At 60.1% G+C, this 24,653-nt stretch carries 4 protein-coding genes; 2 read left to right on the top strand and 2 right to left on the bottom strand.

The features are described from left to right. Nucleotides 1–39 precede the first annotated feature (39 nt). Complete coding sequence (locus tag L1X57_RS11535; RefSeq protein WP_009721725.1) at nt 40–753, top strand: transglutaminase-like cysteine peptidase; 714 nt, start codon at nt 40–42, stop codon at nt 751–753. Nucleotides 754–767: 14 nt separating this feature from the next. Then, on the top strand, nt 768–2,675 hold the full coding sequence (locus L1X57_RS11530; RefSeq protein ID WP_009721724.1) for an EAL domain-containing protein: 1,908 nt from the start codon (nt 768–770) through the stop codon (nt 2,673–2,675). 53 nt (nt 2,676–2,728) lie between these two features. Here L1X57_RS11530 and L1X57_RS11525 read toward each other — a convergent pair whose 3' ends face one another. After that, nucleotides 2,729–3,052: a hypothetical protein gene (locus L1X57_RS11525; RefSeq protein ID WP_009721723.1), complete on the bottom strand. Its 324-nt coding sequence runs from the start codon at nt 3,050–3,052 to the stop codon at nt 2,729–2,731. A 102-nt stretch (nt 3,053–3,154) separates the two neighbouring features. Beyond that, nucleotides 3,155–24,619: an immunoglobulin-like domain-containing protein gene (locus tag L1X57_RS11520; RefSeq protein WP_234667724.1), complete on the bottom strand. Its 21,465-nt coding sequence runs from the start codon at nt 24,617–24,619 to the stop codon at nt 3,155–3,157. Nucleotides 24,620–24,653 lie beyond the last annotated feature (34 nt).

The raw sequence follows: 24,653 nt of genomic DNA, 5'->3' as shown, positions 1-24,653 counted from the left end.
GCAGTAGCTTGTAGGCTTAACGCTTATTAACTATTACTCATGGCGTTTATGCCTGCCTCCTCTCGCTCCCAACTTAAACAACTTTCGCGTCGACAGTTTTTAGCTACTGTCGGCGCGGTTGTGCTGAGCGCAGGATTAGGTTTTCACGCCTCGCCTGCAACAGCCTTCAACCCCCAACGATTACGGCAGAGCATGCAACAACAGTATGGCCAAAGCGGGCTTGCTGTTTTAGAGGAGTGGTTTGCCATGTTGGAACGCTTGCGTGGGCAAGAGGTGCAAACGCAACTTCGCGAGGTAAACGACTTTTTTAACCGTCGAATACGTTGGGTTGATGATATCCATGTCTGGGGGCAAGAGGACTTCTGGGCGACGCCATTAGAGGCAATGGGTAAAGCACAGGGCGATTGTGAGGACTATTCCATCGCTAAGTACATCACGTTGAAACAGCTCGGTGTTCCCGGTGAACGCCTGCGAATGATTTATGTTCGTGCGCGCATTGGCCGCAGCCAAATCACCCAGGCACACATGGTACTTGGCTACTATTCAACTCCCAGTGCCGAGCCGTTAGTGCTTGATAATATTGCACCTTCTATTTCTCCGGCTTCTCAACGCACCGACCTAGACCCGGTTTTCAGTTTTAATAGCGAAGGACTGTGGGCTGGTGGCACAACGCAATCACGTGCCGACCCGCTAGCGCGACTATCACGCTGGCGCAACGTCGTTGAACGTATGCAATCACAAGGTTTTATTTAAGAGGATTAGGCACTATGTCGCTGATTAAACAGCTTTGGCTGGCCATTATTGCGCTACTGTTGCTTTCATTTATCGGCAGCCTTGCGATCAGCATCACCTCGAGCCGCGACTATATCGAGCAGGAGGTGCGCATTAAAAACGAAGACAATGCAACAGCATTGGCACTTTCCATGAGCCAACTCAATAAAGACGTGGTGACGCTGGAGCTGTTAATTTCCGCACAGTTTGATACTGGCTATTATCGCCGTATTACCCTTCGAGACACAGAAGGCCAGGTGCTTATTGAGCGTTCAGCCAACGAATACCGTGGAGACGTGCCCGCCTGGTTCCGCAACCTTATTCACTTCGATGTGCCGATTGGCATGGCAACGATTCAAGACGGCTGGCGGCAATTCGGTACGCTTGAACTCGAAAGCCAGCACAGCTTCGCCTATGCCTCTTTGTGGCGCATTATGCTTGAGCTTGCAGGCTGGTTCTTGCTGGCCGGTGCGATCAGTCTCGCCATCGCGACGGTCGTTGTACGCGGCATCAAGCATCCTCTGGTACGGGTTGTCGCCCAGGCAAAGGACATCAGCGCCCGACGCTTTACCACCATTAAAGAACCCCGCACGTTAGAGCTACGAGAAGTAGCCCAAGCAATGAACGTTCTGTCTGCCAATGTGCGCCAAATGCTCAGCCAGGAAAGCCAAAAACTGGATGAGTTGCGTCGGCATCTGCAACACGATCGTGTTACAGGGGCGCTCAATCGCGACGTATTTATGGGCCGCTTGTCATCATTAATGGGGAGTGAAGACGCCCGTGCCACGGGGCTGATGGTAATGACCCGAGTAGAAGCACTTGAAACGCTTAACGAGCAGCTAGGCCATCAAGCCACTGATCAGTTATTAAGTGAGTTAGTGACACAACTCCTCAAGCTGGCCCCCACACAAGAAGAAGCACTGGTTGGGCGCTTGAACGGCAGCGATTTTATACTCATGCTGCCTTTAGAAGAGGATACTAAAGCACTCATACCTCGCCTTCGCCAAGCGCTTGACACCATCGCGCTCAAGGCACCCAACATCGGCATTCGTTTACCGACTGCCGTGGTTGCCTACACGCCTCATGACGGCCGAGGTGGGTTACTGGCTACCCTAGACGACGCCCTTGCTGAAGCCGAAAGCGCGAGCGCCCGTACCACGGTGGTTGTTCGAGAGCACCAACATAACTCACTTTTTGGCAATCATGCCGAATGGCGTTCAGCGCTCAATGCCGCGATTACGTTGGGGCCCCAGCTCGCTTATTTTCCAGTTATTGATGCTCACCACAACGTACTGCACTACGAATGCCCTGCTCGCCTAGAGCTTGCCAATAACTGGCAAACAGCCGGCATGTTTATTCCTTGGATTTCGCGCTTCCACTTAGAACCTGCGCTAGATATTGCTGTGGTTAAGAAAGCCCTTGAGCAACTTGCTGGCAACCCCGCACAAACCCTTGGTATTAACCTTTCAATTGCCTCCATCACCAATGCTGAATTTGTGATTGAGCTAAGAATGCTACTCGAAAAACAACCTCAACTAGCCAAACAGCTGTGCTTTGAAGTACCCGCTATTTTGAATACCCATGCTATTGGCAGCCTTCGCGGCTTATGTACGGCGCTAAGGCCGTTAGGTTGTCAGTTCGGAATTGAACATGTCGGCGCAGAATTTACCAAACTTGCCGATTTACACGACATCGGCCTTGCCTACCTAAAAATAGACAGTAGCTTGATTGGTGGGATTCATACGTCTTATGAACAGCAAACCATCGTGCGAGGAATGGCCACGCTATGCCACTCCCTCGGCATTCAGGTGATTGCGGAAGGTGTGACTGAACAAGCCGAATTGGAGAGTCTCTTCGGCGTGGGCGTAGACGGAGCCACCGGACCAGGCGTGCGCCTGAACTAAAGAGTAGTAGTTTTGTAACTGCCAGCAAACGGCGCGTCTAACGACGCGCCGTATTAAATCAGTTCATCTTCATCGCCTAGCAAATTAATATCGTTCTTCGCCCGCAACGACTTACGCTCCATCACCTTTCTTTGTGCCGCCGCAGGCAAGTCAGTAAAACTCAGCAAGCCCTTCTCTAGCAGCACTTCCAGCATATCTTCCACCACCCGCACAAAGGCCAAGTCAGACGCAATAAACTGCGCCGACTGCCCTGTTTGCTCAGCTAAAAAAGCAAACACCTCCGGCGAATCTTCATTAATAGTGTCATTACACTCAGGCGATGGCTCTTTGCTGAGCATCACGATCTCCCCTTCGGCATTGCGTTTGATGTAAAGCATAGCGGCTTCCTCTGTAGGTAAAAGCGCTTGAGTATAGCGAAATGGCGTTCAGAGTGGATATAACAAGGCCGCCCGTAGGCGGCCTGTTTGGGTGGGTGAAGGTTATTCGATATCTAGCTTGCCTGTATTAATCATGTGCTGGATAACATCTTCTGGGCTTCCACCGTCAAAGTCAGCGAAGCTCTTACCTTCTAACCGAATAACTTGATCGGCGTTATCTTTGTCACCCGCTAAATCACCTTTAGAGTTAAGGTACAGCACTGTGTCGTCACCGTCCTCTTCTGCAACAATATAAGCATCTAGCGAGTCACCGTTTTCATAATCCAATAGCTCACCAATATCCAGTTTATCGCCTTCACCCGAATTGAAGTCCATCACTGTATCAATGGCGGGACTATCCGCAGTACCTTGGTCATTTAACTCCCACTTAAAGGTGTCAGCGCCTAGGCCACCGAAGAGCAGATCGTTACCTTCGCCACCAACCAGCAGATCATCACCGCCTTGGCCGTAGAGAATATCGTTTCCTTTACCACCATACAGCTCATCATTTCCGCCGCGCGTATCGCCCTCGACATTGAACTCAGCGTGACCGGCCTTGATGTAGTCATACAACTGCTGTTCGGTGGGCGCCTCCCCACCATTAGTGACTTTTAAATATTCTCTTAATGCAGCCATGCCTGAGCCAGCAGGTAACTCTCGACCCTCCCAGTCCAAGGCATCGGTGTTAATGGCGTCGCCAAAGATGATGTCGTTGCCATCGCCACCATTCACAACGTCATTGCCCAACTCAGCCAGTTCTGTGTTGGTCGAGCCACTTACTAGAGCGGCATTTAGCTCGTCGGCACTATTGACGATATTTACTTCGCCTTGTGGCACATAAGGCGTGAGTTTTATGTCGTCAATATAAAGCGTGGCATCACCATATGTAGTCGCGTTATTGACGCTATACACAATACGGTATTCGCCTTGCTCTAGCGCGCTGCTCGCAGCTGATCTCCAATTATATGAGAAACCTAACTCTCCCCCCTGGCCTTCAACATCAGTCCAGCTGTTACCATCCAGCTTTTGCAGTTTCCACGCTGCACTATCGAAATAGTCACGCATAATGTAGGAGAAAGAAATACCTGCATACTCCCCTGTACCAACATCAAACTGGGGGGTAGCAACTGTATAAGCAACATTGTTCACCGACGTATCACTAATTTCCATATAGCGATTCGAGCTTCCTTCTCGGCTCAACGTGCCGCCTGATGAAGGCGTGCTCCAGCTGTTGGCATTATTCCAACCACCGTTGTTACTAAAATCGGCTAATACCTCCTCCGGAATCCCGTAAGGTGCCTTAACTAAGCTCACCTTGTCCGTGTTATCGAAGTACTTAAGATTATTAACGGTAACGCCATCGCCAATACCAATGGCATGTACCGAGCTTACCCCACTCAAAGGAACGAAGGCTTCAATAGCATCCCGCATATCCTTCTCGTCCGTGACATTTCCAGCGCCGTTATTACCACTATTACTAAATGTTGGATCGCCATCCGTCAGGAAGTAGGTTAAGTTTTTATAACCATCACTCTCGCCCGGTTGCAGCGCAAACCAGTTAGAAGCCTCAATAAATGCTCCCTCGTAATTAGTGCCACCAAGACCTTGTAAACCCTCGGTTTTGGTACGGCCAATTGCAGCCAACAGCTCGTCAATGTTTTGCTCTGTGAGATTCTGAATGTTCGCTTTCAGCTCGATATTTGACTCAAAAGCAATCAGCGAAACGTTAATTACGCCATCATGATCTTTAAGCTGTTCAGCCAGCTGCAACAGCGAGTCCTTAACCAATTTCATTCTGGAAGCAGAGTAAACACTGTCATTAATCCCATCAGGATTACTGTTAACGCTGCCTCGTCCATTTAAGTCGTACTGCATAGAACCTGACGTATCGACAACAAGCGCGACATTGTAGTTTTTTCCAGGCTGAACATTGACATCCGCCCCGCCTTCGTCAGCTACAATTATGTCGTCGCCTTGACCACCTTCAACGGTGTTATCTCCGTTATTGCCGGTCTCAAGCCCACCTTTATACAGAGTGAGACTAGTGGGAACGTCTACGTTCTCGAAGTTACCATTAACCTCGATAACTTCAGCAGTAAGATCAGTGTCACCATCTGTTGTAACGCTAACCGAGCCCTTACCGTTCACATCCAATTTGACTACGTGTTCCTGACCATCAATCAATACTATTGCTGTCGGGAAGTCATCCCCAGTGAAGGTATATTGACTTGCATCCGGTGGGTTGGATGTCTCGATATCAAAGATGACCTCAGACGGACCGCTAATACTGGTCGCCTCACCATTCATTACCTCTTTATAGGCAATTGAGTGAATTAGATAGTCATCATCAAAACCAACTGCTGTGAACTCGGCTCTGCTAAACGCTTCTTCACTTCCTGGCTTAAAGGTATATGCGTTATCAACCCGATCAGACCCGCCAGGTGCATTCTCACTTTTCGTGAAGTTGCCCGCAGCATCGTAGTAAGTCACTAAAGCATCCGTTGACGTACCACCACCCGATACAACTGCCGAGCCAACCGAGTTTCCATCCTTATCGAAGAATTCAACCTTGGCTTTTTCGTTGTTGTTTCTCCAAGCAAACTGAACATCAAAGCTTTTCACTTCGTTGTTAAAGTCAACGACGATTGCCTCACTTCCTACGCCTGTAACGTAGCCTAGCTCGGTGTCATCAGCACCACCAGAAGTACTGCCTGCCACGCCAAACCCATCATGGTTTGTGTTGATGACTTTTGTCAGCGTTCCTAATTCACCATCCGCTTTATAAGCAGTCACGGTGAAGCTATCAGTGTTATCAACGTTCCCCACATTGATCACGGAGGTTTTAGTCACAGTGGCATTAATACTGACGGTGGTGGTGTCAATGGTGTCATTCACCGTCACGGTGGCGGTGTCGTCCACGTTGAGGTTTTCGAACTCGTCGCCACCGCTTTGCACACTGGCGTTGACGGTAATGCTTTCACCGTCGATATAAACATCGTCGCCCTGAACAGCGAACTCCGTCGAGGTCGCCGTGGTCATGCCGACACCAAAGGTCAGCGTGGCGCCGTTATCCAGCGCAATCACGAGCGGCTCGTCGGTCGGGGCGCTGCTCAGCGTGCCGCTGAGTGTGGCGGTGCCGGTGCCTTCATTAACCGTGACGTCGTTCAGCGTCAGGGTGGTCTCGGTGTCGTTGTCGGTGACCGTCGTGGTGACGTTGGTGTCGCCGGCCACCTCCAGGTTCTCGAGCGCGCCGGGGGTGCCGGCATTCGCTTCGCTGGCAGTGGCGATGCTGTTGGTGATCGCGTCCGTGACGTAGGCGTCATCGGCCGGCGCGTCAACGGTGATCTCGCCCGCACTGCTGTTGGCCGCAATGGTGATGACTTCCCCATTGGCCAGGGTCACGGTGATGGCGTTATTCGTCGTGACCGGAGCGCCGTTGGCGTCGGTCAGGGTCGCGGTGTAGGTGATCTGGCCGCCTTCGGCGACAGAGGCCGTTGCCGTCAGACCCACGGTCACGGTGTCGACGGTGTCATTCACCGTCACGGTGGCGGTGTCGTCCACGTTGAGGTTTTCGAACTCGTCACCACCGCTTTGCACACTGGCGTTGACGGTAATGCTTTCACCGTCGATATAAACATCGTCGCCCTGAACAGCGAACTCCGTCGAGGTCGCCGTGGTCATGCCGACACCAAAGGTCAGCGTGGCGCCGTTATCCAGCGCAATCACGAGCGGCTCGTCGGTCGGGGCGCTGCTCAGCGTGCCGCTGAGTGTGGCGGTGCCGGTGCCTTCATTAACCGTGACGTTGTTCAGCGTCAGGGTGGTCTCGGTGTCGTTGTCGGTGACCGTCGTGGTGACGTTGGTGTCGCCGGCCACCTCCAGGTTCTCGAGCGCGCCGGGGGTGCCGGCATTCGCTTCGCTGGCAGTGGCGATGCTGTTGGTGATCGCGTCCGTGACGTAGGCGTCATCGGCCGGCGCGTCAACGGTGATCTCGCCCGCACTGCTGTTGGCCGCAATGGTGATGACTTCCCCATTGGCCAGGGTCACGGTGATGGCGTTATTCGTCGTGACCGGAGCGCCGTTGGCGTCGGTCAGGGTCGCGGTGTAGGTGATCTGGCCGCCTTCGGCGACAGAGGCCGTTGCCGTCAGACCCACGGTCACGGTGTCGACGGTGTCATTCACCGTCACGGTGGCGGTGTCGTCCACGTTGAGGTTTTCGAACTCGTCGCCACCGCTTTGCACACTGGCGTTGACGGTAATGCTTTCACCGTCGATATAAACATCGTCGCCCTGAACAGCGAACTCCGTCGAGGTCGCCGTGGTCATGCCGACACCAAAGGTCAGCGTGGCGCCGTTATCCAGCGCAATCACGAGCGGCTCGTCGGTCGGGGCGCTGCTCAGCGTGCCGCTGAGTGTGGCGGTGCCGGTGCCTTCATTAACCGTGACGTTGTTCAGCGTCAGGGTGGTCTCGGTGTCGTTGTCGGTGACCGTCGTGGTGACGTTGGTGTCGCCGGCCACCTCCAGGTTCTCGAGCGCGCCGGGGGTGCCGGCATTCGCTTCGCTGGCAGTGGCGATGCTGTTGGTGATCGCGTCCGTGACGTAGGCGTCATCGGCCGGCGCGTCAACGGTGATCTCGCCCGCACTGCTGTTGGCCGCAATGGTGATGACTTCCCCATTGGCCAGGGTCACGGTGATGGCGTTATTCGTCGTGACCGGAGCGCCGTTGGCGTCGGTCAGGGTCGCGGTGTAGGTGATCTGGCCGCCTTCGGCGACAGAGGCCGTTGCCGTCAGACCCACGGTCACGGTGTCGACGGTGTCATTCACCGTCACGGTGGCGGTGTCGTCCACGTTGAGGTTTTCGAACTCGTCGCCACCGCTTTGCACACTGGCGTTGACGGTAATGCTTTCACCGTCGATATAAACATCGTCGCCCTGAACAGCGAACTCCGTCGAGGTCGCCGTGGTCATGCCGACACCAAAGGTCAGCGTGGCGCCGTTATCCAGCGCAATCACGAGCGGCTCGTCGGTCGGGGCGCTGCTCAGCGTGCCGCTGAGTGTGGCGGTGCCGGTGCCTTCATTAACCGTGACGTTGTTCAGCGTCAGGGTGGTCTCGGTGTCGTTGTCGGTGACCGTCGTGGTGACGTTGGTGTCGCCGGCCACCTCCAGGTTCTCGAGCGCGCCGGGGGTGCCGGCATTCGCTTCGCTGGCAGTGGCGATGCTGTTGGTGATCGCGTCCGTGACGTAGGCGTCATCGGCCGGCGCGTCAACGGTGATCTCGCCCGCACTGCTGTTGGCCGCAATGGTGATGACTTCCCCATTGGCCAGGGTCACGGTGATGGCGTTATTCGTCGTGACCGGAGCGCCGTTGGCGTCGGTCAGGGTCGCGGTGTAGGTGATCTGGCCGCCTTCGGCGACAGAGGCCGTTGCCGTCAGACCCACGGTCACGGTGTCGACGGTGTCATTCACCGTCACGGTGGCGGTGTCGTCCACGTTGAGGTTTTCGAACTCGTCGCCACCGCTTTGCACACTGGCGTTGACGGTAATGCTTTCACCGTCGATATAAACATCGTCGCCCTGAACAGCGAACTCCGTCGAGGTCGCCGTGGTCATGCCGACACCAAAGGTCAGCGTGGCGCCGTTATCCAGCGCAATCACGAGCGGCTCGTCGGTCGGGGCGCTGCTCAGCGTGCCGCTGAGTGTGGCGGTGCCGGTGCCTTCATTAACCGTGACGTCGTTCAGCGTCAGGGTGGTCTCGGTGTCGTTGTCGGTGACCGTCGTGGTGACGTTGGTGTCGCCGGCCACCTCCAGGTTCTCGAGCGCGCCGGGGGTGCCGGCATTCGCTTCGCTGGCAGTGGCGATGCTGTTGGTGATCGCGTCCGTGACGTAGGCGTCATCGGCCGGCGCGTCAACGGTGATCTCGCCCGCACTGCTGTTGGCCGCAATGGTGATGACTTCCCCATTGGCCAGGGTCACGGTGATGGCGTTATTCGTCGTGACCGGAGCGCCGTTGGCGTCGGTCAGGGTCGCGGTGTAGGTGATCTGGCCGCCTTCGGCGACAGAGGCCGTTGCCGTCAGACCCACGGTCACGGTGTCGACGGTGTCATTCACCGTCACGGTGGCGGTGTCGTCCACGTTGAGGTTTTCGAACTCGTCACCACCGCTTTGCACACTGGCGTTGACGGTAATGCTTTCACCGTCGATATAAACATCGTCGCCCTGAACAGCGAACTCCGTCGAGGTCGCCGTGGTCATGCCGACACCAAAGGTCAGCGTGGCGCCGTTATCCAGCGCAATCACGAGCGGCTCGTCGGTCGGGGCGCTGCTCAGCGTGCCGCTGAGTGTGGCGGTGCCGGTGCCTTCATTAACCGTGACGTTGTTCAGCGTCAGGGTGGTCTCGGTGTCGTTGTCGGTGACCGTCGTGGTGACGTTGGTGTCGCCGGCCACCTCCAGGTTCTCGAGCGCGCCGGGGGTGCCGGCATTCGCTTCGCTGGCAGTGGCGATGCTGTTGGTGATCGCGTCCGTGACGTAGGCGTCATCGGCCGGCGCGTCAACGGTGATCTCGCCCGCACTGCTGTTGGCCGCAATGGTGATGACTTCCCCATTGGCCAGGGTCACGGTGATGGCGTTATTCGTCGTGACCGGAGCGCCGTTGGCGTCGGTCAGGGTCGCGGTGTAGGTGATCTGGCCGCCTTCGGCGACAGAGGCCGTTGCCGTCAGACCCACGGTCACGGTGTCGACGGTGTCATTCACCGTCACGGTGGCGGTGTCGTCCACGTTGAGGTTTTCGAACTCGTCGCCACCGCTTTGCACACTGGCGTTGACGGTAATGCTTTCACCGTCGATATAAACATCGTCGCCCTGAACAGCGAACTCCGTCGAGGTCGCCGTGGTCATGCCGACACCAAAGGTCAGCGTGGCGCCGTTATCCAGCGCAATCACGAGCGGCTCGTCGGTCGGGGCGCTGCTCAGCGTGCCGCTGAGTGTGGCGGTGCCGGTGCCTTCATTAACCGTGACGTTGTTCAGCGTCAGGGTGGTCTCGGTGTCGTTGTCGGTGACCGTCGTGGTGACGTTGGTGTCGCCAGCCACCTCCAGGTTCTCGAGCGCGCCGGGGGTGCCGGCATTCGCTTCGCTGGCAGTGGCGATGCTGTTGGTGATCGCGTCCGTGACGTAGGCGTCATCGGCCGGCGCGTCAACGGTGATCTCGCCCGCACTGCTGTTGGCCGCAATGGTGATGACTTCCCCATTGGCCAGGGTCACGGTGATGGCGTTATTCGTCGTGACCGGAGCGCCGTTGGCGTCGGTCAGGGTCGCGGTGTAGGTGATCTGGCCGCCTTCGGCGACAGAGGCCGTTGCCGTCAGACCCACAGTCACGGTGTCGACGGTGTCATTCACCGTCACGGTGGCGGTGTCGTCCACGTTGAGGTTTTCGAACTCGTCGCCACCGCTTTGCACACTGGCGTTGACGGTAATGCTTTCACCGTCGATATAAACATCGTCGCCCTGAACAGCGAACTCCGTCGAGGTCGCCGTGGTCATGCCGACACCAAAGGTCAGCGTGGCGCCGTTATCCAGCGCAATCACGAGCGGCTCGTCGGTCGGGGCGCTGCTCAGCGTGCCGCTGAGTGTGGCGGTGCCGGTGCCTTCATTAACCGTGACGTTGTTCAGCGTCAGGGTGGTCTCGGTGTCGTTGTCGGTGACCGTCGTGGTGACGTTGGTGTCGCCGGCCACCTCCAGGTTCTCGAGCGCGCCGGGGGTGCCGGCATTCGCTTCGCTGGCAGTGGCGATGCTGTTGGTGATCGCGTCCGTGACGTAGGCGTCATCGGCCGGCGCGTCAACGGTGATCTCGCCCGCACTGCTGTTGGCCGCAATGGTGATGACTTCCCCATTGGCCAGGGTCACGGTGATGGCGTTATTCGTCGTGACCGGAGCGCCGTTGGCGTCGGTCAGGGTCGCGGTGTAGGTGATCTGGCCGCCTTCGGCGACAGAGGCCGTTGCCGTCAGACCCACGGTCACGGTGTCGACGGTGTCATTCACCGTCACGGTGGCGGTGTCGTCCACGTTGAGGTTTTCGAACTCGTCGCCACCGCTTTGCACACTGGCGTTGACGGTAATGCTTTCACCGTCGATATAAACATCGTCGCCCTGAACAGCGAACTCCGTCGAGGTCGCCGTGGTCATGCCGACACCAAAGGTCAGCGTGGCGCCGTTATCCAGCGCAATCACGAGCGGCTCGTCGGTCGGGGCGCTGCTCAGCGTGCCGCTGAGTGTGGCGGTGCCGGTGCCTTCATTAACCGTGACGTTGTTCAGCGTCAGGGTGGTCTCGGTGTCGTTGTCGGTGACCGTCGTGGTGACGTTGGTGTCGCCGGCCACCTCCAGGTTCTCGAGCGCGCCGGGGGTGCCGGCATTCGCTTCGCTGGCAGTGGCGATGCTGTTGGTGATCGCGTCCGTGACGTAGGCGTCATCGGCCGGCGCGTCAACGGTGATCTCGCCCGCACTGCTGTTGGCCGCAATGGTGATGACTTCCCCATTGGCCAGGGTCACGGTGATGGCGTTATTCGTCGTGACCGGAGCGCCGTTGGCGTCGGTCAGGGTCGCGGTGTAGGTGATCTGGCCGCCTTCGGCGACAGAGGCCGTTGCCGTCAGACCCACGGTCACGGTGTCGACGGTGTCATTCACCGTCACGGTGGCGGTGTCGTCCACGTTGAGGTTTTCGAACTCGTCGCCACCGCTTTGCACACTGGCGTTGACGGTAATGCTTTCACCGTCGATATAAACATCGTCGCCCTGAACAGCGAACTCCGTCGAGGTCGCCGTGGTCATGCCGACACCAAAGGTCAGCGTGGCGCCGTTATCCAGCGCAATCACGAGCGGCTCGTCGGTCGGGGCGCTGCTCAGCGTGCCGCTGAGTGTGGCGGTGCCGGTGCCTTCATTAACCGTGACGTTGTTCAGCGTCAGGGTGGTCTCGGTGTCGTTGTCGGTGACCGTCGTGGTGACGTTGGTGTCGCCAGCCACCTCCAGGTTCTCGAGCGCGCCGGGGGTGCCGGCATTCGCTTCGCTGGCAGTGGCGATGCTGTTGGTGATCGCGTCCGTGACGTAGGCGTCATCGGCCGGCGCGTCAACGGTGATCTCGCCCGCACTGCTGTTGGCCGCAATGGTGATGACTTCCCCATTGGCCAGGGTCACGGTGATGGCGTTATTCGTCGTGACCGGAGCGCCGTTGGCGTCGGTCAGGGTCGCGGTGTAGGTGATCTGGCCGCCTTCGGCGACAGAGGCCGTTGCCGTCAGACCCACAGTCACGGTGTCGACGGTGTCATTCACCGTCACGGTGGCGGTGTCGTCCACGTTGAGGTTTTCGAACTCGTCGCCACCGCTTTGCACACTGGCGTTGACGGTAATGCTTTCACCGTCGATATAAACATCGTCGCCCTGAACAGCGAACTCCGTCGAGGTCGCCGTGGTCATGCCGACACCAAAGGTCAGCGTGGCGCCGTTATCCAGCGCAATCACGAGCGGCTCGTCGGTCGGGGCGCTGCTCAGCGTGCCGCTGAGTGTGGCGGTGCCGGTGCCTTCATTAACCGTGACGTTGTTCAGCGTCAGGGTGGTCTCGGTGTCGTTGTCGGTGACCGTCGTGGTGACGTTGGTGTCGCCGGCCACCTCCAGGTTCTCGAGCGCGCCGGGGGTGCCGGCATTCGCTTCGCTGGCAGTGGCGATGCTGTTGGTGATCGCGTCCGTGACGTAGGCGTCATCGGCCGGCGCGTCAACGGTGATCTCGCCCGCACTGCTGTTGGCCGCAATGGTGATGACTTCCCCATTGGCCAGGGTCACGGTGATGGCGTTATTCGTCGTGACCGGAGCGCCGTTGGCGTCGGTCAGGGTCGCGGTGTAGGTGATCTGGCCGCCTTCGGCGACAGAGGCCGTTGCCGTCAGACCCACGGTCACGGTGTCGACGGTGTCATTCACCGTCACGGTGGCGGTGTCGTCCACGTTGAGGTTTTCGAACTCGTCGCCACCGCTTTGCACACTGGCGTTGACGGTAATGCTTTCACCGTCGATATAAACATCGTCGCCCTGAACAGCGAACTCCGTCGAGGTCGCCGTGGTCATGCCGACACCAAAGGTCAGCGTGGCGCCGTTATCCAGCGCAATCACGAGCGGCTCGTCGGTCGGGGCGCTGCTCAGCGTGCCGCTGAGTGTGGCGGTGCCGGTGCCTTCATTAACCGTGACGTTGTTCAGCGTCAGGGTGGTCTCGGTGTCGTTGTCGGTGACCGTCGTGGTGACGTTGGTGTCGCCGGCCACCTCCAGGTTCTCGAGCGCGCCGGGGGTGCCGGCATTCGCTTCGCTGGCAGTATCGATGCTGTTGGTGATCGCGTCCGTGACGTAGGCGTCATCGGTCGGCGCGTCAACGGTGATCTCGCCCGCACTGCTGTTGGCCGCAATGGTGATGACTTCCCCATTGGCCAGGGTCACGGTGATGGCGTTATTCGTCGTGACCGGAGCGCCGTTGGCGTCGGTCAGGGTCGCGGTGTAGGTGATCTGGCCGCCTTCGGCGACAGAGGCCGTTGCCGTCAGACCCACAGTCACGGTGTCGACGGTGTCATTCACCGTCACGGTGGCGGTGTCGTCCACGTTGAGGTTTTCGAACTCGTCGCCACCGCTTTGCACACTGGCGTTGACGGTAATGCTTTCACCGTCGATATAAACATCGTCGCCCTGAACAGCGAACTCCGTCGAGGTCGCCGTGGTCATGCCGACACCAAAGGTCAGCGTGGCGCCGTTATCCAGCGCAATCACGAGCGGCTCGTCGGTCGGGGCGCTGCTCAGCGTGCCGCTGAGTGTGGCGGTGCCGGTGCCTTCATTAACCGTGACGTTGTTCAGCGTCAGGGTGGTCTCGGTGTCGTTGTCGGTGACCGTCGTGGTGACGTTGGTGTCGCCGGCCACCTCCAGGTTCTCGAGCGCGCCGGGGGTGCCGGCATTCGCTTCGCTGGCAGTGGCGATGCTGTTGGTGATCGCGTCCGTGACGTAGGCGTCATCGGCCGGCGCGTCAACGGTGATCTCGCCCGCACTGCTGTTGGCCGCAATGGTGATGACTTCCCCATTGGCCAGGGTCACGGTGATGGCGTTATTCGTCGTGACCGGAGCGCCGTTGGCGTCGGTCAGGGTCGCGGTGTAGGTGATCTGGCCGCCTTCGGCGACAGAGGCCGTTGCCGTCAGACCCACGGTCACGGTGTCGACGGTGTCATTCACCGTCACGGTGGCGGTGTCGTCCACGTTGAGGTTTTCGAACTCGTCGCCACCGCTTTGCACACTGGCGTTGACGGTAATGCTTTCACCGTCGATATAAACATCGTCGCCCTGAACAGCGAACTCCGTCGAGGTCGCCGTGGTCATGCCGACACCAAAGGTCAGCGTGGCGCCGTTATCCAGCGCAATCACGAGCGGCTCGTCGGTCGGGGCGCTGCTCAGCGTGCCGCTGAGTGTGGCGGTGCCGGTGCCTTCATTAACCGTGACGTTGTTCAGCGTCAGGGTGGTCTCGGTGTCGTTGTCGGTGACCGTCGTGGTGACGTTGGTGTCGCCGGCCACCTCCAGGTTCTCGAGCGCGCCGGGGGTGCCGGCATTCGCTTCGCTGGCAGTGGCGATGCTGTTGGTGATCGCGTCCGTGACGTAGGCGTCATCGGCCGGCGCGTCAACGGTGATCTCGCCCGCACTGCTGTTGGCCGCAATGGTGATGACTTCCCCATTGGCCAGGGTCACGGTGATGGCGTTATTCGTCGTGACCGGAGCGCCGTTGGCGTCGGTCAGGGTCGCGGTGTAGGTGATCTGGCCGCCTTCGGCGACAGAGGCCGTTGCCGTCAGACCCACAGTCACGGTGTCGACGGTGTCATTCACCGTCACGGTGGCGGTGTCGTCCACGTTGAGGTTTTCGAACTCGTCGCCACCGCTTTGCACACTGGCGTTGACGGTAATGCTTTCACCGTCGATATAAACATCGTCGCCCTGAACAGCGAACTCCGTCGAGGTCGCCGTGGTCATGCCGACACCAAAGGTCAGCGTGGCGCCGTTATCCAGCGCAATCACGAGCGGCTCGTCGGTCGGGGCGCTGCTCAGCGTGCCGCTGAGTGTGGCGGTGCCGGTGCCTTCATTAACCGTGACGTTGTTCAGCGTCAGGGTGGTCTCGGTGTCGTTGTCGGTGACCGTCGTGGTGACGTTGGTGTCGCCGGCCACCTCCAGGTTCTCGAGCGCGCCGGGGGTGCCGGCATTCGCTTCGCTGGCAGTGGCGATGCTGTTGGTGATCGCGTCCGTGACGTAGGCGTCATCGGCCGGCGCGTCAACGGTGATCTCGCCCGCACTGCTGTTGGCCGCAATGGTGATGACTTCCCCATTGGCCAGGGTCACGGTGATGGCGTTATTCGTCGTGACCGGAGCGCCGTTGGCGTCGGTCAGGGTCGCGGTGTAGGTGATCTGGCCGCCTTCGGCGACAGAGGCCGTTGCCGTCAGACCCACGGTCACGGTGTCGACGGTGTCATTCACCGTCACGGTGGCGGTGTCGTCCACGTTGAGGTTTTCGAACTCGTCGCCACCGCTTTGCACACTGGCGTTGACGGTAATGCTTTCACCGTCGATATAAACATCGTCGCCCTGAACAGCGAACTCCGTCGAGGTCGCCGTGGTCATGCCGACACCAAAGGTCAGCGTGGCGCCGTTATCCAGCGCAATCACGAGCGGCTCGTCGGTCGGGGCGCTGCTCAGCGTGCCGCTGAGTGTGGCGGTGCCGGTGCCTTCATTAACCGTGACGTTGTTCAGCGTCAGGGTGGTCTCGGTGTCGTTGTCGGTGACCGTCGTGGTGACGTTGGTGTCGCCGGCCACCTCCAGGTTCTCGAGCGCGCCGGGGGTGCCGGCATTCGCTTCGCTGGCAGTATCGATGCTGTTGGTGATCGCGTCCGTGACGTAGGCGTCATCGGTCGGCGCGTCAACGGTGATCTCGCCCGCACTGCTGTTGGCCGCAATGGTGATGACTTCCCCATTGGCCAGGGTCACGGTGATGGCGTTATTCGTCGTGACCGGAGCGCCGTTGGCGTCGGTCAGGGTCGCGGTGTAGGTGATCTGGCCGCCTTCGGCGACAGAGGCCGTTGCCGTCAGACCCACAGTCACGGTGTCGACGGTGTCATTCACCGTCACGGTGGCGGTGTCGTCCACGTTGAGGTTTTCGAACTCGTCACCACCGCTTTGCACACTGGCGTTGACGGTAATGCTTTCACCGTCGATATAAACATCGTCGCCCTGAACAGCGAACTCCGTCGAGGTCGCCGTGGTCATGCCGACACCAAAGGTCAGCGTGGCGCCGTTATCCAGCGCAATCACGAGCGGCTCGTCGGTCGGGGCGCTGCTCAGCGTGCCGCTGAGTGTGGCGGTGCCGGTGCCTTCATTAACCGTGACGTTGTTCAGCGTCAGGGTGGTCTCGGTGTCGTTGTCGGTGACCGTCGTGGTGACGTTGGTGTCGCCGGCCACCTCCAGGTTCTCGAGCGCGCCGGGGGTGCCGGCATTCGCTTCGCTGGCAGTATCGATGCTGTTGGTGATCGCGTCCGTGACGTAGGCGTCATCGGCCGGCGCGTCAACGGTGATCTCGCCCGCACTGCTGTTGGCCGCAATGGTGATGACTTCCCCATTGGCCAGGGTCACGGTGATGGCGTTATTCGTCGTGACCGGAGCGCCGTTGGCGTCGGTCAGGGTCGCGGTGTAGGTGATCTGGCCGCCTTCGGCGACAGAGGCCGTTGCCGTCAGACCCACGGTCACGGTGTCGACGGTGTCATTCACCGTCACGGTGGCGGTGTCGTCCACGTTGAGGTTTTCGAACTCGTCGCCACCGCTTTGCACACTGGCGTTGACGGTAATGCTTTCACCGTCGATATAAACATCGTCGCCCTGAACAGCGAACTCCGTCGAGGTCGCCGTGGTCATGCCGACACCAAAGGTCAGCGTGGCGCCGTTATCCAGCGCAATCACGAGCGGCTCGTCGGTCGGGGCGCTGCTCAGCGTGCCGCTGAGTGTGGCGGTGCCGGTGCCTTCATTAACCGTGACGTTGTTCAGCGTCAGGGTGGTCTCGGTGTCGTTGTCGGTGACCGTCGTGGTGACGTTGGTGTCGCCGGCCACCTCCAGGTTCTCGAGCGCGCCGGGGGTGCCGGCATTCGCTTCGCTGGCAGTGGCGATGCTGTTGGTGATCGCGTCCGTGACGTAGGCGTCATCGGCCGGCGCGTCAACGGTGATCTCGCCCGCACTGCTGTTGGCCGCAATGGTGATGACTTCCCCATTGGCCAGGGTCACGGTGATGGCGTTATTCGTCGTGACCGGAGCGCCGTTGGCGTCGGTCAGGGTCGCGGTGTAGGTGATCTGGCCGCCTTCGGCGACAGAGGCCGTTGCCGTCAGACCCACAGTCACGGTGTCGACGGTGTCATTCACCGTCACGGTGGCGGTGTCGTCCACGTTGAGGTTTTCGAACTCGTCGCCACCGCTTTGCACACTGGCGTTGACGGTAATGCTTTCACCGTCGATATAAACATCGTCGCCCTGAACAGCGAACTCCGTCGAGGTCGCCGTGGTCATGCCGACACCAAAGGTCAGCGTGGCGCCGTTATCCAGCGCAATCACGAGCGGCTCGTCGGTCGGGGCGCTGCTCAGCGTGCCGCTGAGTGTGGCGGTGCCGGTGCCTTCATTAACCGTGACGTTGTTCAGCGTCAGGGTGGTCTCGGTGTCGTTGTCGGTGACCGTCGTGGTGACGTTGGTGTCGCCGGCCACCTCCAGGTTCTCGAGCGCGCCGGGGGTGCCGGCATTCGCTTCGCTGGCAGTGGCGATGCTGTTGGTGATCGCGTCCGTGACGTAGGCGTCATCGGCCGGCGCGTCAACGGTGATCTCGCCCGCACTGCTGTTGGCCGCAATGGTGATGACTTCCCCATTGGCCAGGGTCACGGTGATGGCGTTATTCGTCGTGACCGGAGCGCCGTTGGCGTCGGTCAGGGTCGCGGTGTAGGTGATCTGGCCGCCTTCGGCGACAGAGGCCGTTGCCGTCAGACCCACGGTCACGGTGTCGACGGTGTCATTCACCGTCACGGTGGCGGTGTCGTCCACGTTGAGGTTTTCGAACTCGTCGCCACCGCTTTGCACACTGGCGTTGACGGTAATGCTTTCACCGTCGATATAAACATCGTCGCCCTGAACAGCGAACTCCGTCGAGGTCGCCGTGGTCATGCCGACACCAAAGGTCAGCGTGGCGCCGTTATCCAGCGCAATCACGAGCGGCTCGTCGGTCGGGGCGCTGCTCAGCGTGCCGCTGAGTGTGGCGGTGCCGGTGCCTTCATTAACCGTGACGTCGTTCAGCGTCAGGGTGGTCTCGGTGTCGTTGTCGGTGACCGTCGTGGTGACGTTGGTGTCGCCGGCCACCTCCAGGTTCTCGAGCGCGCCGGGGGTGCCGGCATTCGCTTCGCTGGCAGTGGCGATGCTGTTGGTGATCGCGTCCGTGACGTAGGCGTCATCGGTCGGCGCGTCAACGGTGATCTCGCCCGCACTGCTGTTGGCCGCAATGGTGATGACTTCCCCATTGGCCAGGGTCACGGTGATGGCGTTATTCGTCGTGACCGGAGCGCCGTTGGCGTCGGTCAGGGTCGCGGTGTAGGTGATCTGGCCGCCTTCGGCGACAGAGGCCGTTGCCGTCAGACCCACAGTCACGGTGTCGACGGTGTCATTCACCGTCACGGTGGCGGTGTCGTCCACGTTGAGGTTTTCGAACTCGTCGCCACCGCTTTGCACACTGGCGTTGACGGTAATGCTTTCACCGTCGATATAAACATCGTCGCCCTGAACAGCGAACTCCGTCGAGGTCGCCGTGGTCATGCCGACACCAAAGGTCAGCGTGGCGCCGTTATCCAGCGCAATCACGAGCGGCTCGTCGGTCGGGGCGCTGCTCAGCGTGCCGCTGAGTGTGGCGGTGCCGGTGCCTTCATTAACCGTGACGTTGTTCAGCGTCAGGGTGGTCTCGGTGTCGTTGTCGGTGACCGTCGTGGTGACGTTGGTGTCGCCGGCCACCTCCAGGTTCTCGAGCGCGCCGGGGGTGCCGGCATTCGCTTCGCTGGCAGTGGCGATGCTGTTGGTGATCGCGTCCGTGACGTAGGCGTCATCGGCCGGCGCGTCAACGGTGATCTCGCCCGCACTGCTGTTGGCCGCAATGGTGATGACTTCCCCATTGGCCAGGGTCACGGTGATGGCGTTATTCGTCGTGACCGGAGCGCCGTTGGCGTCGGTCAGGGTCGCGGTGTAGGTGATCTGGCCGCCTTCGGCGACAGAGGCCGTTGCCGTCAGACCCACGGTCACGGTGTCGACGGTGTCATTCACCGTCACGGTGGCGGTGTCGTCCACGTTGAGGTTTTCGAACTCGTCACCACCGCTTTGCACACTGGCGTTGACGGTAATGCTTTCACCGTCGATATAAACATCGTCGCCCTGAACAGCGAACTCCGTCGAGGTCGCCGTGGTCATGCCGACACCAAAGGTCAGCGTGGCGCCGTTATCCAGCGCAATCACGAGCGGCTCGTCGGTCGGGGCGCTGCTCAGCGTGCCGCTGAGTGTGGCGGTGCCGGTGCCTTCATTAACCGTGACGTTGTTCAGCGTCAGGGTGGTCTCGGTGTCGTTGTCGGTGACCGTCGTGGTGACGTTGGTGTCGCCGGCCACCTCCAGGTTCTCGAGCGCGCCGGGGGTGCCGGCATTCGCTTCGCTGGCAGTGGCGATGCTGTTGGTGATCGCGTCCGTGACGTAGGCGTCATCGGCCGGCGCGTCAACGGTGATCTCGCCCGCACTGCTGTTGGCCGCAATGGTGATGACTTCCCCATTGGCCAGGGTCACGGTGATGGCGTTATTCGTCGTGACCGGAGCGCCGTTGGCGTCGGTCAGGGTCGCGGTGTAGGTGATCTGGCCGCCTTCGGCGACAGAGGCCGTTGCCGTCAGACCCACAGTCACGGTGTCGACGGTGTCATTCACCGTCACGGTGGCGGTGTCGTCCACGTTGAGGTTTTCGAACTCGTCGCCACCGCTTTGCACACTGGCGTTGACGGTAATGCTTTCACCGTCGATATAAACATCGTCGCCCTGAACAGCGAACTCCGTCGAGGTCGCCGTGGTCATGCCGACACCAAAGGTCAGCGTGGCGCCGTTATCCAGCGCAATCACGAGCGGCTCGTCGGTCGGGGCGCTGCTCAGCGTGCCGCTGAGTGTGGCGGTGCCGGTGCCTTCATTAACCGTGACGTTGTTCAGCGTCAGGGTGGTCTCGGTGTCGTTGTCGGTGACCGTCGTGGTGACGTTGGTGTCGCCGGCCACCTCCAGGTTCTCGAGCGCGCCGGGGGTGCCGGCATTCGCTTCGCTGGCAGTGGCGATGCTGTTGGTGATCGCGTCCGTGACGTAGGCGTCATCGGCCGGCGCGTCAACGGTGATCTCGCCCGCACTGCTGTTGGCCGCAATGGTGATGACTTCCCCATTGGCCAGGGTCACGGTGATGGCGTTATTCGTCGTGACCGGAGCGCCGTTGGCGTCGGTCAGGGTCGCGGTGTAGGTGATCTGGCCGCCTTCGGCGACAGAGGCCGTTGCCGTCAGACCCACGGTCACGGTGTCGACGGTGTCATTCACCGTCACGGTGGCGGTGTCGTCCACGTTGAGGTTTTCGAACTCGTCGCCACCGCTTTGCACACTGGCGTTGACGGTAATGCTTTCACCGTCGATATAAACATCGTCGCCCTGAACAGCGAACTCCGTCGAGGTCGCCGTGGTCATGCCGACACCAAAGGTCAGCGTGGCGCCGTTATCCAGCGCAATCACGAGCGGCTCGTCGGTCGGGGCGCTGCTCAGCGTGCCGCTGAGTGTGGCGGTGCCGGTGCCTTCATTAACCGTGACGTTGTTCAGCGTCAGGGTGGTGACGTCGCTATCATCGACCGTGGTCACCGTAGCGGTGCTAGTCGTGTCGAGGGCTTCGTAGTTGCCACCGTCAGTGTCAGTGATGCTGAGGGTCTGGCTCTCATCGCCTTGCTGGAAGACGTCGTCGCCACGGCTGGCGAACGTGACGCTGCCTTCGGTGGTATTAGCAGCAATGACGATTTCTTCGCCGTTGGAGAGTGTGATCGTCAGGTCGGTGGCCGGGGCGTTGTTCACACGGGCGGTGACGGTGATGTCGTTGCCTTCGGTGACGGTTTCCGGCGCGTCTAGGGTGATGGTGGTGACGTCGTTGTCGTCGACCGTGCTCACCGTGACAGTGCTGCTAGTATCCAGGGCATCGTAGTTGCCGCCGTCCGCACCGGTGATGCTGAGGGTCTGGCTCTGCTCACCTTGCTGGTAGACGTCGTCGACACGGCTGGCGAACGTGACGCTGCCTTCAGTGGTATTAGCGGCAATGACGATCTCTTCGCCGTTGGAGAGTGTGATCGTCAGGTCGGTGGCCGGGGCGTTGTCCACGCGAGCGGTGACGGTGATGTCGTCGCCTTCGGTGACTTGCGCCGGGGCCTCTAGGGTGACAGTAGCCTCTAAGTCGGCATCTGCATCGGCGTCCGCATCGGCGTCGGCGTCGGCGTCCGCATCAGCATCGGCGTCTGCATCGGCGTCTGCATCCGCGTCGGCGTCTGCATCGGCATCTGCGTCTGAATCGGCATCGGCATCGGCATCGGCATCGGCATCGGCATCGGCATCGGCGTCGGCATCGGCGTCGGCATCTGCGTCTGAATCGGCATCAGCATCAGCATCGGCATCGGCATCGGCATCGGCATCGGCATCGGCATCGGCATCGGCATCGGCATCTGCGTCTGCGTCTGAATCGGCGTCTGCGTCGGCATCGGCATCAGCGTCGGCATCTGCATCAGCATCGGCATCGGCATCGGCATCTGCGTCTGCGTCTGAATCGGCGTCTGCGTCGGCATCGGCATCAGCGTCGGCATCGGCATCAGCGTCTGCGTCTGCGTCTGAATCGGCATCAGCATCTGCATCAGCGTCCGCATCAGCATCAGCATCAGCGTCCGCATCAGCGTCCGCATCCGCGTCTGCGTCAGCATCAGCATCAGCATCTGAATCGGCATCAGCATCAGCGTCGGCGTCGGCGTCCGCATCGGCGTCCGCATCGGCGTCTGCATCGGCATCGGCATCGGCATCGGCATCAGCATCAGCATCGGCGTCGGCGTCGGCGTCTGCATCAGCATCAGCATCGGCATCGGCATCGGCATCAGCATCAGCATCAGCATCGGCGTCCGCATCGGCATCAGCGTCGGCGTCGGCGTCCGCATCGGCGTCAGCATCAGCGTCTGCATCGGCATCAGCATCGGCGTCCGCATCCGCATCGGCGTCCGCATCCGCATCCGCATCGGCGTCCGCATCAGCATCGGCGTCCGCATCAGCATCAGCATCAGCATCAGCATCAGCATCAGCATCAGCATCGGCATCCGCGTCGGCATCGGCATCGGCATCGGCATCGGCATCGGCATCGGCATCGGCATCAGCGTCCGCATCGGCGTCCGCATCCGCATCCGCATCGGCGTCCGCATCAGCATCAGCATCAGCATCCGCATCCGCGTCGGCATCGGCGTCCGCATCGGCATCGGCATCGGCATCGGCGTCCGCATCGGCATCCGCATCTGCATCCGCGTCCGCATCTGAATCGGAGTCGGCATCCGCATCTGAATCGGCGTCAGCATCCGCATCCGCATCAGCATCAGCATCTGAATCGGCGTCAGCATCCGCATCGGCGTCAGCGTCAGCGTCGGCATCCGCATCCGCATCTGCATCTGCGTCGGCATCAGCATCTGAATCGGCATCTGCATCTGCATCTGCGTCCGCATCCGCATCTGAATCGGCATCGGCATCGGCATCGGCATCTGCGTCTGAATCGGCGTCTGCGTCGGCATCGGCATCAGCGTCGGCATCTGCATCAGCATCGGCATCGGCATCTGCGTCTGCGTCTGCGTCTGAATCGGCGTCTGCGTCGGCATCGGCATCAGCGTCGGCATCGGCATCAGCGTCTGCGTCTGCGTCTGAATCGGCATCAGCATCTGCATCAGCGTCCGCATCAGCATCAGCATCGGCATCAGCATCAGCATCAGCGTCCGCATCAGCGTCCGCATCCGCGTCTGCGTCAGCGTCTGCATCGGCGTCAGCGTCAGCGTCAGCGTCGGCGTCGGCGTCGGCGTCGGCATCCGCATCCGCGTCTGAATCGGCATCGGCATCGGCGTCGGCGTCAGCATCGGCGTCTGCATCAGCGTCTGCGTCTGAATCGGCATCAGCATCTGCATCAGCGTCCGCATCAGCATCGGCGTCTGCGTCTGCGTCGGCATCTGCGTCGGCGTCCGCATCGGCGTCTGCATCCGCGTCGGCGTCGGCATCCGCATCTGCGTCGGCATCGGCATCGGCATCAGCATCGGCATCGGCATCTGCGTCGGCGTCGGCGTCAGCATCAGCATCGGCGTCTGCGTCTGAATCGGCGTCTGCGTCTGCGTCGGCATCTGCATCAGCGTCCGCATCAGCATCAGCATCGGCGTCCGCATCGGCATCTGCATCCGCATCGGCATCCGCGTCTGCGTCGGCGTCTGCATCCGCATCAGCATCGGCGTCTGCATCAGCATCGGCATCGGCATCGGCATCTGCGTCGGCATCCGCATCTGCGTCCGCATCCGCATCTGCGTCGGCATCAGCGTCTGAATCAGCATCAGCATCAGCATCAGCGTCTGCATCGGCGTCTGCATCAGCATCGGCGTCGGCGTCCGCATCAGCATCGGCGTCTGCATCAGCATCAGCATCGGCGTCGGCGTCGGCGTCCGCATCAGCATCGGCGTCTGCATCAGCATCGGCGTCGGCGTCGGCGTCGGCGTCCGCATCAGCGTCCGCATCAGCGTCCGCATCGGCATCAGCGTCGGCGTCGGCGTCGGCGTCGGCATCAGCATCGGCGTCCGCATCGGCATCGGCATCGGCATCGGCGTCTGCATCGGCGTCGGCGTCCGCATCAGCATCTGAATCCGCATCAGCGTCAGTATCATCTAGATCTGCCGCTGCAACGGCTACGCCGCCACCATCAAACTCAACGAACTCGGCCCCTTCAAGGCCTCCTTCAGTGCTAAAACTAAGCGGGTCGGTTTCTTCAGCAATACGGGCAAGGCGCACAAAGCTGTTACCGCCGCCACCACCGCCGCCAGCGCCGCCGGCTGCGGTAGCATCCAGCAGATCAAGCAGGTCGCCATCCTCATCATCAAGAGCGGCGAGCAGTGCTTCTAAATCGTCATCTTGGGCGCTGGCATCGGTGGCTACAATCGCGTCAAAATCAAGCTCGGGAGTAACAGCAACTTCTTGGCCGCCCTCGACAACGTTAACGCCTGTTCCGTCGGCAAAGTCTAGTTCTACGCGACCATCCGCAGACGTGATGATCGTTTCACCCTCTTGAAGAACATCGCCAATGCGTAGTTCACGCAGGTTGCCGTCTTCATCACGTGCCCATGCCTGACCTGAAATCGCGATAACTGTTGCCATGTGCTGTATCCCACCCGCTGCTTCATTAAAGAGT

The sequence above is a fragment of the Halomonas sp. TD01 genome (assembly GCF_923868895.1).
Lineage (GTDB): Bacteria > Pseudomonadota > Gammaproteobacteria > Pseudomonadales > Halomonadaceae > Vreelandella.
The sequence above is the reverse complement of the archived record's forward strand: the minus strand, read 5'-3'. Positions and strand labels throughout refer to the sequence as shown.